Genomic DNA, 15,420 nt, shown 5'->3' with positions numbered 1-15,420 from the left:
CTTCGTCGGTGGGGGCTACTTAAATCGCGTGGCCAATTCGTCGTCGGTGAGGAGGATAAGCACCGGTTTGCCGTCCGGTGTGAGCTGGTTGGAGTCGGTGGAGAAGAGCGTGGCGACCATCTCCTCCATCTCTTCGGCCGAGAGCGGTCGGCCGGGGCGGATGGCGGCGGATCGGGCCAGGGCGAGGGCCAGCCTTTCGGTCAAGGCGTCGGAGGCGGCGGGGAGGGCGTCGGCGGCGCTGTCGAGCAGCTCTTTGAGCAGGCGCTTGGGATCCGTGTCGGGGAGGCCGGTGGGGAGGGCGGTCACGGAAAAGCTGTTGCCGCCCATGGGGCTTAGCTCGAAGCCGAGGCGGTGCAGGTCGTCGAGGAGGCTGGGCAGGAGCGCGGCCTCGGAGGCGGTGAGCTCCACGAGTTCGGGAAAGAGGAGCTGCTGGGAGGCGGCCGTGTGCTGGCGGACGTTGCGGAGGTAGCGGTCGTAGAGGATGCGGACGTGCGCGCGGTGCTGGTCGATCATGACCAGTCCGGATTTGAGGGCGGTGAGGATGTATCGGTTGCGGAACTGGAAGCAGTTGGAGGCCGCAGGCGTAGGTTCGGGGAAGAGGGGCGCCGTCGTGGACGGGGCCGTGGGCGGGTCGACCTCCGGGAGGGCGGGTCGGCCGTCGCGTTCGAAGTCTTGGTAGAGCTTCTCCCAGTTGCGGTCGGCAGCGAGGGGCGGCGCGGCACGGAAGGGGTTGTAACGCGTATTGACCTCGACGGATGGCTGCCGGACGGCTGTGCGATCGGCCGCGGGGTTATAGACTGGGATGTCGATGGCTCCCTCGGTGTCGAAATCGATGCTGGGTGCGGCGTTGAACTTTCCGAGCGTCTCGCGGACGGCTGAGGAGAGGATTTGCCAGATGGGCTGTTCGTTTTCGAACTTAATTTCTGTCTTGGTCGGGTGGATGTTGACGTCTATCGTGGCGGGATCTAAGGTGAGGTAGATGAAGTAATCGGGCAGTTCGCCGGGGGGCGTGAGGTTCTCGTAGGCGCGGATGACGGCCTTGTGGAAGTAGGGGTGGCGCATGTAACGACCGTTGACGAAGAAATAGTTGCGATAGCCGCGGCGGCGCACGGCATCGATTCGGCCGACGAAACCTTCAATTTTTACGAGCGACGTATCCGTTTCGACAGGCAGGAGTCGGCGGTTGAAACTTTTGCCAAACACGTCCACAATGCGCCGTCGCAGGGGGGCGGCCGGCAGATTCATCACTTCGGTGTCGCCATGCACGAGGCGGAAGGTGATCTCGGGGTGAGCGAGGACGACATGCTCGAACTCGGTGAGGATGTTGCGGAACTCGGTTTCGTTTGACTTGAGGAACTTTCTGCGCGCGGGGATGTTGAAGAAGAGGTTCTTGACGGAAAAGATGGCCCCTTCGGCACAGGCATCGGGTGCGAGGTCGACCAGTTCGGAGCCGTCTATTTCGAGGCGCGTTCCCAGCTCGGCCCCTCGGACGCGGGTACGGAGTTCCACCTGTGCCACGGCCGCGATGGAGGGCAACGCCTCGCCGCGGAAGCCCATCGTGCGGAGGGAGAAGAGATCTTCAGCGGCAGCGATCTTCGACGTGGCGTGCCGTTCGAAAGCCATGCGAGCGTCGGTCTCTGACATGCCCTTGCCGTTGTCGATCACCTGCACGAGCGTCCGTCCGGCATCCTTGATGATGACAGTGATTTGGTCGGCGCCGGCATCGACGGCGTTCTCCATCAGTTCCTTGACGACGGAGGCGGGTCGCTGGATGACCTCTCCGGCGGCGATTTGGTTGGCGATGTGGTCGGGGAGTAAGTGGATGATGTCGCTCATTCTGTGTGGTTGGGGATAGTGGGGGCGCGCAGTGTGCACCCGGTCGTTATGGGGCCTTGGGCCGAGGAAGTTAGCGGTGTGTGCGTCCGGGGTCACCGGAGGTAAAGGAACCAGTAGATGGCGGCCAGGAGGGCCAGGAGGAGGATGAGGCGCATGTTGCGGTAGAGGCGGTCGCGAGCATCGTCGCCCTTATCCTTACTCTTCTTCAGGTGGTGCGTACCCTCGACGAAGCTGCCTCGGATGGCGTCTTTGTATTGTTCGTAGTCCGTCTCCTCCACGCCCATTTCCATCTTGACTTTGTGGATGCGCTGCTCGAGCTTTTCCTTGCGGGGATCCCAGTAGATAGGCTTGTGCTCGAACTGGCGTGGTTTGCGCATGTTGTAGAAAGAAAACATTCCCATGATCGGTCTTGCTGTGATAGGTTGTTGAAATATCTGGTGAAGGAGGGCGCCATTGCGGGCGTCGGATCACTCTATGCTGCGGAACTTGTTGCTGCGTTTCGAGGGGGCGTCGGCTTCGATTGAGCGGCGGGCGTTGCGGAAGATGTCGTCCTTATCTCGGGGGCGGAGGTCTTCGTACCAGTGGAAGTCGCGGAGAGTCATCCGGTCCGGGGAGAGGTCGGGCAGCGGGGTGAGGGTACCCTGCGGCGAGGGCCAGAGGCGGAGCTTCTCGATTTTCCGATCCTTGATCCAGATGGTGAGGTAACTGCTCTTCGTTTCGTTCATTCCCACCATGCTACCGTCGTCCTCGAGGGGGAAGAAGATCGATTCCGCGTTGCCGTCTATGTCAATGCGTCGTACTTCGCGGCCTTCGAAGTAGGCCTTGAGGTCGTTGCCTTTGAGTTGGTTGAAGTGACTCGTGTCGACCTGCTCAATGGAGAAGGCGAGGCGGATGACGTGCACAAAGTCTATGGTCGTGTCGGCCATATGGACGACTATGGTGTCGCCGTAAAGCTGGTTCCGGTTGTTCCAGAGCACTGGGTCGAGGTAGAAGTAGAGCGTGGAGTCGACGGTGTTGAATTGCATCGAGTCGCAGATGCCCTGGAAGTCCGCGCGGAAGAATCGCACGCCGCGGTAGGCCTTCACCTGCCGAGCAGTGGAGTCTATGGAGATCATCTCGAACGTATCGGCGTGCATATAGAGCGTGTCGCCCTGCGAGTACTCCATGCAGCGTGCGCTGTCGGTGGCCAGAGCGTGGCCGGAACGCTCGTCGTACGAGCCGTAGTTACCTTCCAGCATCACCCTTTCCGTCGTGTCGCGTAGGACAACGCGTCCGAAGGCCTCCCCGAAGCCCCTGTCACGATCATAGGCGATGGTGTCGCCGACGAGGATGCGGTTGCCGGACGTGACCTGCGAGCGGTCGAGCAGTAGGGAGGTGTTCTGCACCGTGTTGTACCAGCCGCGGGAGGTGTAGATGTTGCCGCTGTCGGAGATGATGACTGAAGGGCCGAGGATGGTGGCCACCTTCGTCTGGGTGCTGTATTGCAGCGTGTCGGAGTAGAGCGTGAACTTGTCGTTGAAGACTCGCACGCTGTCGTTGAAGATGGCGATCCGCGTGGCGGGCGAATACTGGCCGTAGTAGGAGGAAAGCTCGTTGGCATCGTCTACTATCGTGCCGCCATCGAAGTAATAGCCGATGTTGGCGACGCGGTCGTAGTTGAGGCTGTCGGTGAAGAGGGTGACAATGGAACCATCGGCGCGGACACTTTCCATACGGACGTTGTCACGCATCTTCGCCACGCGTATGTTTCCGTCGTAGTAGAGGTAATCGCCGTAGACGAAGAGCGTGTCTCCCTGCTCCATGCGCACTTCACCGAAGGCCTCGAGCGAGCTGTTGGCCTCGTAGAAGTAGGCGCTGTCGCAGTACATGTAGGAGTTGTCGTGGCGAAAGCAGACGTCGCCTGAGAGCACTTGCCGGTCGGCGCTGACCTCTTTGTCGAAAGATTGCACGTCGGCATGTTCCAAGAAGACTTTCGTTTTACCGGGAGGCGAGGCGAGGGGTGTCTGCGCCGACAGGGAATCTGTGAGGGTGAGGGGCAGGAGGAACAGGAGGAGAAGGAATGGCAGGCGTCCGACCGAGCAGACCTCGGGGGCGTTGCACCCAATCCCCCACCCCCTTTTCTGCCCTTGACGGGAGAAAAGGAGGCCAAAGAAGATCAAGGCGCCAGGGGCGCCGGCCAAGAAGGCCGAGTACACGGCAGGCTTCATCATTTCTTGATCCAGCCCGGGAACTTAAAGTCGCAGTTCCGCCATCCGTCTGCGATGCGGACGTAGGTGGTCTTCTGCTGCTTGGTGATCCAGTCGTTGAGCAACTCTTCGCGCTTGTGGTTCTCCACCATCGTCTTCATCACCTGATAGTCGTCGGCCAGATTGGCGCGGTGGCTGTCGGTGCGCGCTTTCAGTTTGACGATGGCTACCACCTCGCGCTGCTTGTCGGTGAGCATGCGGAAAGGCTTCGAGATGTCGCCCGGCTTCATGCCGTAGACCACCTTGCTGATGTCCTGCGGCAGCTCCTGCATCTCGAACTTGGGCGTGCCCACATGCGAGCTCTCATAGTTCTGGTTCACCATGAGGCCCTTGTTGTTGCGCGTGTCCTTGTCGGCGGAGAGGTAGGTCGCGGCGTCCTCGAAGGTGAGCTTGCCGGCCTCGATGTCGGTGTAGATCGAATCCAAGCGCGCGGTAGCCTCCTCGAGTTCTCTGTCAGAGACCTTGGGGCGGAGCAGGATGTGGCGGCAATTGATTCGGTCGCCACGCTTCTCGATCAGCTGGATGATGTGGTAACCATACTCCGTCTCCACAATGTTCGAAACGCGCTTGGGGTCGGTTAGGTTGAAGGCCACGTTGGCAAACTCGGGCACGAGGCTCGACTTGCCCACAAAACCCATCTCACCGCCGCGCGAGGCCGAGGCTGGATCTTGGGAGTAGAGTCGGGCGAGGGTCGAGAACTCCATCTTGCCGTTGTTCACCTGCTCGGTGAACTCACGCAGACGGGCCTTGATGGCGTCCGTCTCCTCGAAGGGGATCTTCGGCTCCAGAGTCACGATCTGCACCTCTACGGTGGCGGGGATCATGGGCAGGCTGTCCTGTGGCACGTTCTGGAAATAGTGGCGCACGTCCGAGGGCGTGAGCTTGATCTTGCCCACGAGCTTCTTCTGCATTTCCTGCACGATCTGCTGTTCGCGCACCATCGTCTTGCGCTCTTCCTTGATCTGCGAGAGCTTCTTATTGAAATACTCTTCGAGCTTTTCGCGTCCGCCCACCTGATTGATGGCCATGTTGATCCACTGATCCACGGAGCGCAAGACCTGGCTTTCGCTCACGTCGATACTATCGATCTTGGCTTGGTTGAGGTAGAGCTTCTGGATGGCGATCTGTTCGGGGATGATGCAGTAGGGATCGCCGTCGAAGCGTTGGCCCTCGTTCTGCATATAGAGGCGTTGCGTCTCCACGTCGGAGCGGAGGATGGCCTCGTCGCCCACCACCCAGACGATCTCATCCACCACGTTATCCTGTCCGTAAGCCGTGCCCGCAAGGCAGACGGCGAGCAGACTCAAGCATGCTATTCTCTTCATTTCTTCTTATTGTTATCCTGTTTGGTGTCGTAAAAAAACGTCACGTCGCCCTTACGGACGGCGTCGCGATAGAGTTCCTCCTCGAAGTTGCGCAGGAAGTCCACCTTGCGCTGGTTGATCATCGTCTCCTCGATCTCGGGCCGGGCATAGTCGTAGGGGGCGATGCTGCCAGCGGTTACATAGCGCGAGATGTTGAGGAAGTAGCAATAGGTGCTGTCGGTGGTTTCGATGGCGCGGTTGGTGCGGAGGAATTGGGCTTTGTCCGTGACTTGAATGGGCATCTTTTGGAGCACCTCGTCCAGATCCATCCAGCGGTCGTAGAAATACTCATAGACGGCGGCGTTACTGAGGCTGTACTTCTCAATGTTTTCGACGGCGTCGGTCTTTTCTGAGCGGTACCATTTGCGCACGTTGTCGAGCCCCGGAGCATCGGCGGGCACCTTGACGAAGAGTCCGCGGATAAGGTTCGTCTTGAGCACAAAGCGCTGACTGTCCTCGCGGTAATAGGCCTGTTTGTCCTTCTCGCTGATCTGGGCCGAGAGCTTGTCGTGCACCATGATGTCGAGGTAACGTTGCCGCAGTAGGGCTTGGCGATACTCCTCCACAAGGCGCTCGATCTCCTCGCCCCCGTTGCCCATGTTGCGCTCGGCCACCTTGTAGATCAGCACGTCCGTGATCCACTTCTTGATGTAATTCTCGGCGATGAGCAGGCTGTCAGCAGGCGAGCTACCCTCAGGGATGAGCTTCGTCACCTCGCTGCGGGTCAGGGTGTATTTGTCGATCTGCACCAGCGTGTCGGCTTCTTCTTTGACGGCGGATCCTTTGCAGGCCGTGAGCGCGCAGCAGAGTGCGAGGCCCAGCAACAGTCGGGGCAGGTTCTTCTTTGTCATAAGCATGGAGGATCTTGTTTGATGAATGAAACGAATCGATGACCTTGAAACATATACAGAGGCGCTGGGGTTCAAATTTTTTCTGAGCGGCGCTAACCCCTGAGCGTTCCAGCCCTACTTTTTTCTAAGTGAGGCTGACCCCTGAGGGTTTAGCTCTACTTTTTTTCAAGGAGCACTGACCCCTGAGGGTTTGGTCCTACTTTTTTTCAAGTGACGCTGACCCCTGAGGGTTTGGGACTACTTTTTTTCTGGGTGACGCTGACCCCTGAGGGTTTAGCCCTTCTTTTTTTCAAGTAGCACTGACCCCTGAGGGTTTAGGGCTTCTTTTTTTCAAGTAGCACTGAACCCTGAGGGTTTAGCCCTACTTTTTTTCAAGTGACGCTGACCCCTGAGGGTTTGGGACTACTTTTTTTCTAGTAAGGCTGAACCCTGAGGGTTTAGCCCTACTTTTTTTCAAGCAGCCCTGAACCCTGAGGGTTTGAGGCTTCTTTTTTTCAAGTGACGCTGAACCCTGAGGGTTTAGCCCTTCTTTTTTTCAAGCAGCCCTGAACTCTGAAGTGTCGGCGCTCCTTTTCGAAAAGCAAGACCAGCCTTTCGCCTCGCGGAGTGTGCCCACCTTTTGAGGCGCTCGTCAAATACAACGGGACAGGGCTCCCGACGCTGCGGGGGTCCTGTCCTTAAAGGCGGTTGTGACAAAAGACATGAGTGGCGTCAACGCTTCATTTCTTGGACGTTGGCGCGATGTATTGCTTGAGGTTGCTGAGCACCTTGCGATTGATCTTGACCGCATACTTCCGGTCGAGCTCCTTCAGCCAGTCGGCCTCCAGTTTAGCCTGCTCCTCGACGGGATGGCTCCAGACGCGCTCGTTGCTGATGTTGAAGAGCAGGATGCCGTCACGATATTCCTTCATCAGTTTTTCCAACTCGGGGTGGTTGGCGTCCAGCTCGCGGCGTTCGAGGTTGTTCGTGATGTCGCGGACGAAAAGCTGATAGACTTCGCTCATGAAGTCGCCCGAATAGGTTTTGGTGGAGAAGGGATAGAGGCGGAGGTATTCGGCGAACTCGCTCTGGGGGATGTCCGTGTCGTGGATGCGGAGCAGCGTCTTGTGCATCTGTCGGGCTTGCTTATGGAAGTCCGAATCGGTGGGGAAATAGTTGTCGCAAAGGCGCTGGAGCTCTTCGTAGGCCTCGGGATAGAAGACGTAGCCGTACTTCTGCTTCATCATGTCGTCATACGTCTTGAAGAGTTCGAAGTTGCGGTCGCCCTGACGCATGGTCGTGTAGTAGCTCTTTTCCATCTCCTCGTAAGGGGGCATGGGGCGCTTATCCAGCAGCTTGATGATGTGGTATCCGAAGCGGGTGCGGACGGGGCGGGTGAAATCGCCCGTGTCTTTGAGGGCAAAGGCGGCCTCCTCGAAGGGGCGCACCATCTCACCGAGGGAGAAATAGGGCAGAATGCCACCGCTGTTGCGGGTGCGTCCGTCGGTGGAGTAGGTGTTGACGAGTGAGCTGAAGCTCTCGCCCTTTTTCAGCAAGTCATAGACCTCATTGGCGCGTCGGAGCAGGGCTACGGTGTCCTGATGATCTTCGTCAGATCCGATCAGGATATGGGCCACGCGGCGGCGTCCGGGATTGGGCGTGAGTTGATCCAGGCGCAGGATGTGGTATCCGGCCGGGGAACGCACGGGGCCCACGATCTGTCCGACCTTCATATTGAAGACGGTATTCTCGAGTGACTTCATGAGCTGCAAGGGGTAGATGTACTCCACGTGGTCGAAGAAGACGGAGTCGTCGTCTCGTCCGGGGGCCAGCTCACGGGCTACTTTATCGTAGTTCTCGCCTCGGCTGATGCGGTCGTAGGCGGCTTTGGCGCGGCGATAGACGGCTACGGTGTCTTTCGATACCGTTTTCTCAGGCAGGGGGAAGACGATGTCGCTGAACGAGGGGAGCATCTTGCCCCGGTTATAGACGGTGCGGATGGCTTCGGCCTCGCCCCGCTTGTCGGAGAGGAAGCCGGCACGCAGCTGCAACTCATAGTCGCGCAGTTCGTTGCGGAAGTTTTCCGTTTGGTCGTACTGGGCGGCTTCAGCGTCGGCCACCTTTTGCTTGAAGTGCTTGAAAAGCGTCACAAAGTCGTCGAGCGACTTCTTGTTGTTCAGGTCCACGCCGCTGTCTTTTTGGGCGATGAAGAGGAACTCCGAGACGGGGATGTCTTTCCCTGCCACGGTCATGATCGTCGGGTCGTCAGCTGCCTTTTTCTGTGCGAACGCTCCGCTGAGGGGCATGGCGCAACACAGGGCGACCCATAAAAGCCTTCTTTTCATTCTATCGTTGATTGGTTGATGATTGATCTGTGAGGCCGTTAGTTGGCCATTTCGGAGAGGAACTTGATGCGGACAAGCCGGATCTCGTCCTCGGTATAGTCGCTACCGAGCTCTTCGATGGCCTCCTGGAGGCTGTCCGTGGTTGACTCCTTGAAGTATTGATAGATGTCGTCCACGCGATCCTCGTCGATGGCGTCGAAGATGAAGTAGTCGATGTTGATCCGGGTGCCGGAGTAGACGATGGATTCGATCTCGTCCAGCAGCTCGGAAAATTCCAGTCCTTTAGACGAGGCGATGTCGTCGAGGGCCACCTTGCGGTCGATGCTCTGCACGATGTAGACCTTCAGCTTCGATTTGTTGGCCACGGTGCGCACACGCATGTCTTCGGGGCGTTCGATCTCGTTTTCCTCGACGTATTTCTTGATCAGGGCCACGAACTCCGTACCGTAGCGTTTGGCCTTGCCGGATCCTACGCCAGGGATGTTCTGTAGCTCCTCCAGTGTGACGGGATAGGTGGTGGCCATCGCCTCGAGCGAGGGATCTTGGAAGATGACGAAGGGAGGCACATCGAGCTGTTTAGAGAGCTTCTTCCGGAGGTCTTTCATGATCGAGAAAAGGGCTGGATCGACGGCGCTCGCACCGCTGCCACGCATCGGCATGTCTGCGCCTTCGTCCTCCTCGAATTCCTTGTCTTTCACGACGCGGAATGAGGTGGGGTGCTCCATGAACTCCCGTCCTTGAGGGGTGATTCGGAGGGTGCCGTAGTTCTCGATCTCTTTCGTTAGATAGCCTGCGATGAGGGCCTGACGAAGCACTGCGTTCCAAGTCTTGTCGTCCTCCTCTTGTCCGTTACCGAATTGCTCCATTTCGTTTTGCTGATAGGAGACGATGTCGGCCGTCTCTTTACCCATCAGGAAGTCGACGATGTGTTCTGCCTTGTAACGTTCACGCAGGAGGTCGATGGCTTCCAGCGCCGTTACGAGCAACTCTTTGCCCTCGACCGTAGTGCGCGGCGTGAGGCAATTGTCGCAGCTGCCGCAGTTCTCCTCCGTAAACTCTTCGCCGAAGTAGTGCAGCAGCACTTTACGTCGGCAGACTGCGGACTCGGCATAGGCAGCCGTCTCCAGCAGCAATTGTTTACCGATCTCCTGTTCGATGATGGGCTTGCCTTGCAGGAACTTCTCCAGCTTCTGAAGGTCTTTGTAGGCGTAGAAAGCCAGGCATCGGCCCTCGCCACCGTCACGTCCGGCACGCCCCGTCTCTTGGTAATACCCCTCGAGACTTTTGGGAATATCGTAATGGATCACATAGCGTACGTCGGGCTTGTCGATACCCATACCGAAGGCGATAGTGGCCACAATGACGTCAGCCTCTTCCATCAGGAAGGCGTCCTGATTCCTCGATCGCGCTTGCGAGTCCATACCTGCATGGTAGGGCAGAGCCTTGATACCGTTGGCGCAGAGAATGTCGGTGAACTCCTCCACCCGTTTTCGGCTGAGGCAATAGACGATGCCCGACTTGCCCTCGTTGGCTTTGATGTATTTGATGATCTCGCGATCTACATCCTTACCCTTCGGCCGCACCTCGTAGTAGAGGTTGGAGCGGTTGAAGGAGGACTTGAAGACCGTGGCATCCAGCATGCCGAGGTTCTTCTGAATGTCGTGCTGCACCTTCGGTGTGGCCGTAGCCGTCAAGGCGATGAGGGGATGCTTGCCGATCTCGTTGATGATGGGTCGTATGCGACGGTATTCGGGTCGGAAGTCGTGCCCCCACTCCGAGATACAGTGCGCCTCGTCGACGGCGTAAAACGAGATCTTCACCTGACGCAGAAACTCGACGTTCTCCTCTTTCGTCAATGATTCGGGTGCCACGTAAAGCAGTTTGGTAAGACCGGATAGGATGTCCTGCTTCACCTGCTCGATGGCGGTACGGTTGAGTGACGAGTTAATGAAGTGTGCCACGCCGTCCGCCTCGCTGAAGTTGCGCATAGCATCCACCTGATTCTTCATCAGTGCGATGAGGGGGGAGATGACGATCGCCGTACCTTCCATCATCAGCGAGGGCAACTGGTAACAGAGCGATTTGCCGCCGCCCGTAGGCATAAGCACAAACACATCTTTACCGGAAAGCAGCGTCTCAATGATGGCTTTCTGGTCTCCCTTAAAGGAATCAAATCCGAAATGTTTTTTTAGGGCCTCGGTGACGTTCATGTCCCCTTTGGACGTGGCGCCTTTGGCAGGCGACTTGGTGCGTGGTGTAGCTGTGGCAGTTTTTCTCGGCGCCACTCCCGGCTTTCTCTCTTCTGACGGCTTTTTGCTGCTTTCAGCTTTCGGTAATTCTTCGGCCATGCTTCTTCCTTTTAGACATATCTATTGCCATACTCTCTTCACTCTCGTGTGACGCCCTCATGCTCGTTGCAAACGGCTGAGATCCATCTTTTCGAACTGCTCTTTGGCGTAGCTCAGCCCGACGGCCATCTTCTTCCTGTTCTCAGAAGGCAGCCTGTACATGGCGTCCATCATAATAGCTTCCACAATCGACCTCAATCCTCGTGCTCCGAGCTTGAACTCGATCGCCTTGTCGACGACGTATTCATAAACCTCTTCGCTGAAGGTGAGTTTGATGCCGTCCATGTCGAACAGCTTGATGTATTGCTTGATGATGGAGTTTTTGGGTTCGGTCAGGATCTGCCGCAGCGCCTTTCTGTCCAGCGGATCAAGGTAGGTCAAGATGGGTAATCGACCGATGATCTCAGGAATCATACCGAAGGCCTTGAGGTCAGTCGGCGTGATGTATTGCATGAGGTTTTCCCGATCTACGACGGATGTATCTCGACTGGCAGCGTAACCCACGACGCGTGTGTTGAGTCGCTGGGCTATTTTCTTTTCGATGCCGTCGAAAGCACCACCGCAGATGAAAAGGATGTTGCGTGTGTCCACGGGGATCATGCGTTGCTCAGGATGCTTGCGTCCACCTTGGGGCGGGACGTTCACGATCGATCCTTCGAGCAATTTCAGAAGTCCTTGCTGCACACCCTCGCCACTCACGTCACGCGTGATGGAAGGGTTGTCGCTCTTACGGGCGATCTTATCGATCTCATCGATGAAAACAATGCCTCGCTGAGCGGCCTCAACGTTATAATCGGCCGCTTGCAGCAGGCGTGTCAGGATGCTTTCAATGTCTTCTCCCACATAGCCCGCTTCGGTCAGTACGGTGGCGTCGACTATGCAGAAGGGCACGTGCAGCTTGCGTGCCACGGTACGCGCCAGCAAGGTCTTGCCCGTGCCCGTGGCACCGACCATGATGATGTTGGATTTCTCAATCTCCACGTCATCAGCAGTCGTTTTCTGCATTAATCGTTTATAGTGGTTGTAGACAGCCACGGACAGGTAGCGCTTGGCTGTTTCCTGTCCGATGACATACTGATCCAAAAACTCCTTCAGCTCTTTGGGTTTAGGCACTTCCTCGCCTTTAGGCAGGAAGCTGCTTCCCACTGCACGCCCCTGTTGCACGATGTGATACGCTTGTGTCGCACATTCGTCACAGATCGCAGCGGAAAGCCCCGTGATCAGCATGCCTACGTCTTTGCCACTCTTGCCGCAAAAGGCACAAGTATTCTCTACCCCTTTTGACATCGTCTCTTACTTACGTTTCATGATTTCGTCAACCATGCCGTATTCCAGCGCTTCCTGGGCGTTCATCCAATAGTCGCGGTCGCTGTCGCGGGCAATTACCTCGTAAGGCTTGCCTGAATGTTCGGAGATGATGCGGTAGAGTTCATCCTTCACCTTCAATACCTCGCGTACAGCAATTTCCATGTCTGAAGCCTGCCCTTGCACACCGCTCATCGGCTGATGGATCAACACGCGCGAGTGGGTCAGGCAGCAACGTTTGCCTTTCTCTCCAGCCACCAGCAGCACCGATGCCATAGAGGCCGCAATGCCGGTACAGATCGTGGCCACCTTACTGCCGATGAACTGCATCGTGTCGTAAATCCCCAGCCCAGCATAGACGGATCCTCCAGGTGAGTTGATATAGATGGAGATATCCTTACCCGGATCGCTCGAATCCAAGTAGAGGAGCTGCGCCTGAATAACATTGGCGGTATAGTCGTCTATCTGTGTGCCGAGGAAGATGATGCGATCCATCATCAACCGCGAGAAGACGTCCATTTGGGCGACATTTAATTGGCGCTCTTCAATGATCGTCGGAGAGATGTAGCTGCTGGTGATGTTCATATAGCTCTCCAGCGCTGTAGAGCTCATGCCCAAATGCTTGGTAGCGTATTTCTTGAATTCGTTTTCCATCTGCGATTACTTTCCTTCTTCTTTTACGGCATCGTTGTTATTAGCAGTCTCGCTGGCTAAAGCCTTCTCATATTCTTCGGGCGATACCTCAACGGTTTCGACCGTGATCTGTCCCTTGGCCCACTCAGCGAATTTCCGATCTGCGGCACGGTTGATCAAGTTGCGTCGGGCCGCTTCATCTTTGAGGAGGTCTCTGACAAATGGGCCCACCAGATCATCCGATGCAGAGAGTATACCATACTGCATGAAATGCGAGCGCGCCAATAGTTTGGCTACCTCCTCGATGTCAGAGTCTTCTGCCTTTAATCCATTTTCAGCCATGAAGTACTCTCTGGCTACGTGATACTTCATATCCTCCACGAGGATGGGGTAGTCTCGATCCAGATCTTCGGGATTTACCTTGTCGCTGGTCAGCAAAAGCCAGCGCTTCAAGATGTCGTCAGCCAGCGGCACGTCTCCCACTTTGCGAATCAACAAGGCGCGCAGATCACGCTCGAAGCCCACTTCACTCCGTTGGTTGAGCGGAGCTTTCATCAGCTTTCTTATTTCGTCACGGAATTCCGCTTCGTCTTTCACCTTGTTGGGGCCCAGCACCCGATCAAACAGCTGCTGATTCATCTCGGCCGGTTTGAGGCGTGAGATGTGGGTGATTTCATAGCGACAATCGTTCGTGAATTGTTCTGCTGTTGCTTGATCCATGTTGAGCAGTGAGGCGACAGCACGTGGCGTATTGCCATAGGCGTTTTTGGGGTTAAAAACGATCTGGTCGCCCACCTTGGCGCCGATGAATTTAGCCAACAGCGCTTCGTCCTTAATGATATTCGGAAAGAGCACGGAGTTTTCCACCCAGACACCGCCAGGTTTCTGCTCGCCATTTTCCATTTCCACGAGTTTGCCTCTCAGCCAATCCTCACGCTCCACCGTCTCCGGTGTTTCTGTCGTCCCTTGATCCTGGCGATAGGCATCGATTTGCTTATCCAACAGCGCGTCGTCCACACGGATGTCGTACCATTTCAGGTGATCCTCTTTGGTCAGCTTGACATCCGTCATCTTCGGAGCCAGAGCCACGTCGAATTGGATCTTAAACTCTTCCTGCGTGTCGAAATTGATCGGTTCTTGGTCCGCCTTGGGGAGCGGTTCGCCCATTATACCGAGTCGGTTGTCACGAATATACTTAAAGAGGTGCTCCGACGTGAGCCGATTGATTTCATCGGCCAACACGCGCTTGCCGTACACTTTACGGATCATACCCATGGGGGCCGTGCCCTTTCGAAAGCCGGGCAATGTCATCTTCCGGCGGTACAGACGCAGGTTCTTATCCACGTCCTTCTCGTAGTCCTTTTTTTCTATTGCCACTGTGATGATACCGCGGATGGAGTCATCGCTCGTCAACGAAATATTCATACTGTTCTATCTTAATAATTAATCTATTAGGTCTGCCCTTTTATTTTGCAGGGTGCAAAATTAGACTATAATTTCAATCCAACAAATGAGTGCGGAGGGCCATAAAAAGGTGCTTAAAACAGCTGCTGAAGCCAGTTTTGGGCGTTTTTTACCGCTCAATTTTCCCTCTATTCTTAGGGCGCTCAGATACCCCTCTGCTGTACCTATATAATAGGGTCTCTTACGGTGGGAGTCTCTCCCTGAAATTCGTTCCGAAAACGCATCGAGTGGAGGACGGAGACGCTCTTTTGTTGGACTAAAATCACGGTAAAAAAGTCTTGCATATATCAATCTTTTATCCCTTTCTTTGCGGCCATGAAAGAAAGTATATATCGAATGTACTTAACAACCTATTCTGCAGCTGTCAATTAGCCGATGATTGGAGTATTGTTATGAACTCGCGAAATTCTTGCCTTTCACTGGTTACAACATTCTTTTTAATTTACAACTTATGAATATTTACTTGGGTAACCTGAATTATCGCGTTCAGGAAGAAGATTTGCAGAAACGATTGGAAGAGTACGGGGCAGTGGATTCTGTCCGGGTCATTAAGGATCGGGAAACGGGCCGTTCACGCGGCTATGCCTTCGCTGAAATGCCGAACGACGAAGAGGCGAACCGGGCAATTGCCGAGCTCAATGACCAGACGTTCGAAGGACGTCGGTTGGTAGCTAAAGTGGCGCTGCCTCGCCCCTAAAAATCTCCGGTGGGGGCGTTCCTCCGTAGCATACGTTTCAAACGAACGCTGGACACTTTACCACAAGATCGGATAGTACCTTTCGCTTTTCCTTGATGGGAGAGGCGGAAGGTTTTTTTATGCCGGAAATCTGGCTGAGCCTTGCTACCGTGTGCACAGAGGCCAACCGCGATGTGGAGGGCGAAGAATCAACCTGCAAAGCTGTGTCGGAGGACAGCGCGTCGCCTTTATGGATGATCGAGGACACGGCGCCGCTTTTTTCTATGTTTCGTGACTGCATGATGGAGTCTATCTCTCTATGTCGCCTATAATTTGTGTGAGCAGGATGTGTTTTCTGCCTATTTCTATTGTA

General features: G+C 55.9%; 11 protein-coding genes. 1 reads left to right on the top strand and 10 read right to left on the bottom strand.

Annotation, left to right across the window (positions count from 1 at the left end; translation table 11 throughout):
- Window positions 1-15: 15 nt before the first annotated feature.
- From mutL to C7123_RS04405, 10 genes are all read right to left on the bottom strand, one after another.
- Complete coding sequence (mutL, locus tag C7123_RS04450) at window positions 16-1,836, bottom strand: DNA mismatch repair endonuclease MutL (RefSeq protein ID WP_069175911.1); 1,821 nt, start codon at window positions 1,834-1,836, stop codon at window positions 16-18.
- Between the two features lie 92 nt (window positions 1,837-1,928).
- On the bottom strand, window positions 1,929-2,237 hold the full coding sequence (locus C7123_RS04445) for a hypothetical protein (RefSeq protein ID WP_037981157.1): 309 nt from the start codon (window positions 2,235-2,237) through the stop codon (window positions 1,929-1,931).
- 66 nt (window positions 2,238-2,303) lie between these two features.
- Window positions 2,304-4,043: an OstA-like protein gene (locus tag C7123_RS04440; RefSeq protein WP_083207040.1), complete on the bottom strand. Its 1,740-nt coding sequence runs from the start codon at window positions 4,041-4,043 to the stop codon at window positions 2,304-2,306.
- Entirely contained in the window at window positions 4,043-5,407 is a 1,365-nt protein-coding gene (locus C7123_RS04435) for a peptidylprolyl isomerase (RefSeq protein WP_037983974.1), read from the bottom strand. The genes C7123_RS04440 and C7123_RS04435 overlap by 1 nt, the downstream gene beginning before the upstream one ends.
- On the bottom strand, window positions 5,404-6,297 hold the full coding sequence (locus C7123_RS04430) for a hypothetical protein (protein WP_069175910.1): 894 nt from the start codon (window positions 6,295-6,297) through the stop codon (window positions 5,404-5,406). Before C7123_RS04430 ends, C7123_RS04435 begins: the two co-directional genes overlap by 4 nt.
- A gap of 719 nt (window positions 6,298-7,016) precedes the next feature.
- Window positions 7,017-8,621 (bottom strand): peptidylprolyl isomerase, encoded by a 1,605-nt coding sequence (locus C7123_RS13505; protein WP_069175909.1) that lies wholly within the window; start codon window positions 8,619-8,621, stop codon window positions 7,017-7,019.
- A 38-nt stretch (window positions 8,622-8,659) separates the two neighbouring features.
- Window positions 8,660-10,831, bottom strand: a complete 2,172-nt coding sequence (gene recQ, locus C7123_RS04420; RefSeq protein ID WP_069176429.1) for a DNA helicase RecQ — start codon at window positions 10,829-10,831, stop codon at window positions 8,660-8,662.
- A 195-nt stretch (window positions 10,832-11,026) separates the two neighbouring features.
- The gene (gene clpX, locus C7123_RS04415; RefSeq protein ID WP_037983979.1) at window positions 11,027-12,256 is read right to left on the bottom strand and encodes an ATP-dependent Clp protease ATP-binding subunit ClpX; all 1,230 of its coding nucleotides are present in this window, start codon (window positions 12,254-12,256) and stop codon (window positions 11,027-11,029) included.
- Window positions 12,257-12,262: 6 nt separating this feature from the next.
- The gene (clpP, locus tag C7123_RS04410; protein WP_037979408.1) at window positions 12,263-12,928 is read right to left on the bottom strand and encodes an ATP-dependent Clp endopeptidase proteolytic subunit ClpP; all 666 of its coding nucleotides are present in this window, start codon (window positions 12,926-12,928) and stop codon (window positions 12,263-12,265) included.
- Between the two features lie 6 nt (window positions 12,929-12,934).
- Window positions 12,935-14,332, bottom strand: a complete 1,398-nt coding sequence (locus C7123_RS04405) for a trigger factor (RefSeq protein ID WP_069175908.1) — start codon at window positions 14,330-14,332, stop codon at window positions 12,935-12,937.
- Window positions 14,333-14,822: 490 nt separating this feature from the next.
- Here C7123_RS04405 and C7123_RS04400 point away from each other — a divergent pair, with 490 nt between their 5' ends.
- Window positions 14,823-15,068: an RNA recognition motif domain-containing protein gene (locus C7123_RS04400; RefSeq protein ID WP_037979428.1), complete on the top strand. Its 246-nt coding sequence runs from the start codon at window positions 14,823-14,825 to the stop codon at window positions 15,066-15,068.
- Window positions 15,069-15,420: the final 352 nt, after the last annotated feature.

The sequence above is a fragment of the Tannerella serpentiformis genome (genome assembly GCF_003033925.1).
GTDB classification, from domain to species: domain Bacteria; phylum Bacteroidota; class Bacteroidia; order Bacteroidales; family Tannerellaceae; genus Tannerella; species Tannerella serpentiformis.
The sequence above is the reverse complement of the archived record's forward strand: the minus strand, read 5'-3'. Positions and strand labels throughout refer to the sequence as shown.

Coding starts and splice junctions, on each gene's coding strand:
- mutL (WP_069175911.1), bottom strand. CDS start 1,836: ATGAGCGACATCATCCACTTACTCCCCGACCACATCGCCAACCAAATC.
- C7123_RS04445 (WP_037981157.1), bottom strand. CDS start 2,237: ATGGGAATGTTTTCTTTCTACAACATGCGCAAACCACGCCAGTTCGAG.
- C7123_RS04440 (WP_083207040.1), bottom strand. CDS start 4,043: ATGAAGCCTGCCGTGTACTCGGCCTTCTTGGCCGGCGCCCCTGGCGCC.
- C7123_RS04435 (WP_037983974.1), bottom strand. CDS start 5,407: ATGAAGAGAATAGCATGCTTGAGTCTGCTCGCCGTCTGCCTTGCGGGC.
- C7123_RS04430 (WP_069175910.1), bottom strand. CDS start 6,297: ATGACAAAGAAGAACCTGCCCCGACTGTTGCTGGGCCTCGCACTCTGC.
- C7123_RS13505 (WP_069175909.1), bottom strand. CDS start 8,621: ATGAAAAGAAGGCTTTTATGGGTCGCCCTGTGTTGCGCCATGCCCCTC.
- recQ (WP_069176429.1), bottom strand. CDS start 10,831: ATGAACGTCACCGAGGCCCTAAAAAAACATTTCGGATTTGATTCCTTT.
- clpX (WP_037983979.1), bottom strand. CDS start 12,256: ATGTCAAAAGGGGTAGAGAATACTTGTGCCTTTTGCGGCAAGAGTGGC.
- clpP (WP_037979408.1), bottom strand. CDS start 12,928: ATGGAAAACGAATTCAAGAAATACGCTACCAAGCATTTGGGCATGAGC.
- C7123_RS04405 (WP_069175908.1), bottom strand. CDS start 14,332: ATGAATATTTCGTTGACGAGCGATGACTCCATCCGCGGTATCATCACA.
- C7123_RS04400 (WP_037979428.1), top strand. CDS start 14,823: ATGAATATTTACTTGGGTAACCTGAATTATCGCGTTCAGGAAGAAGAT.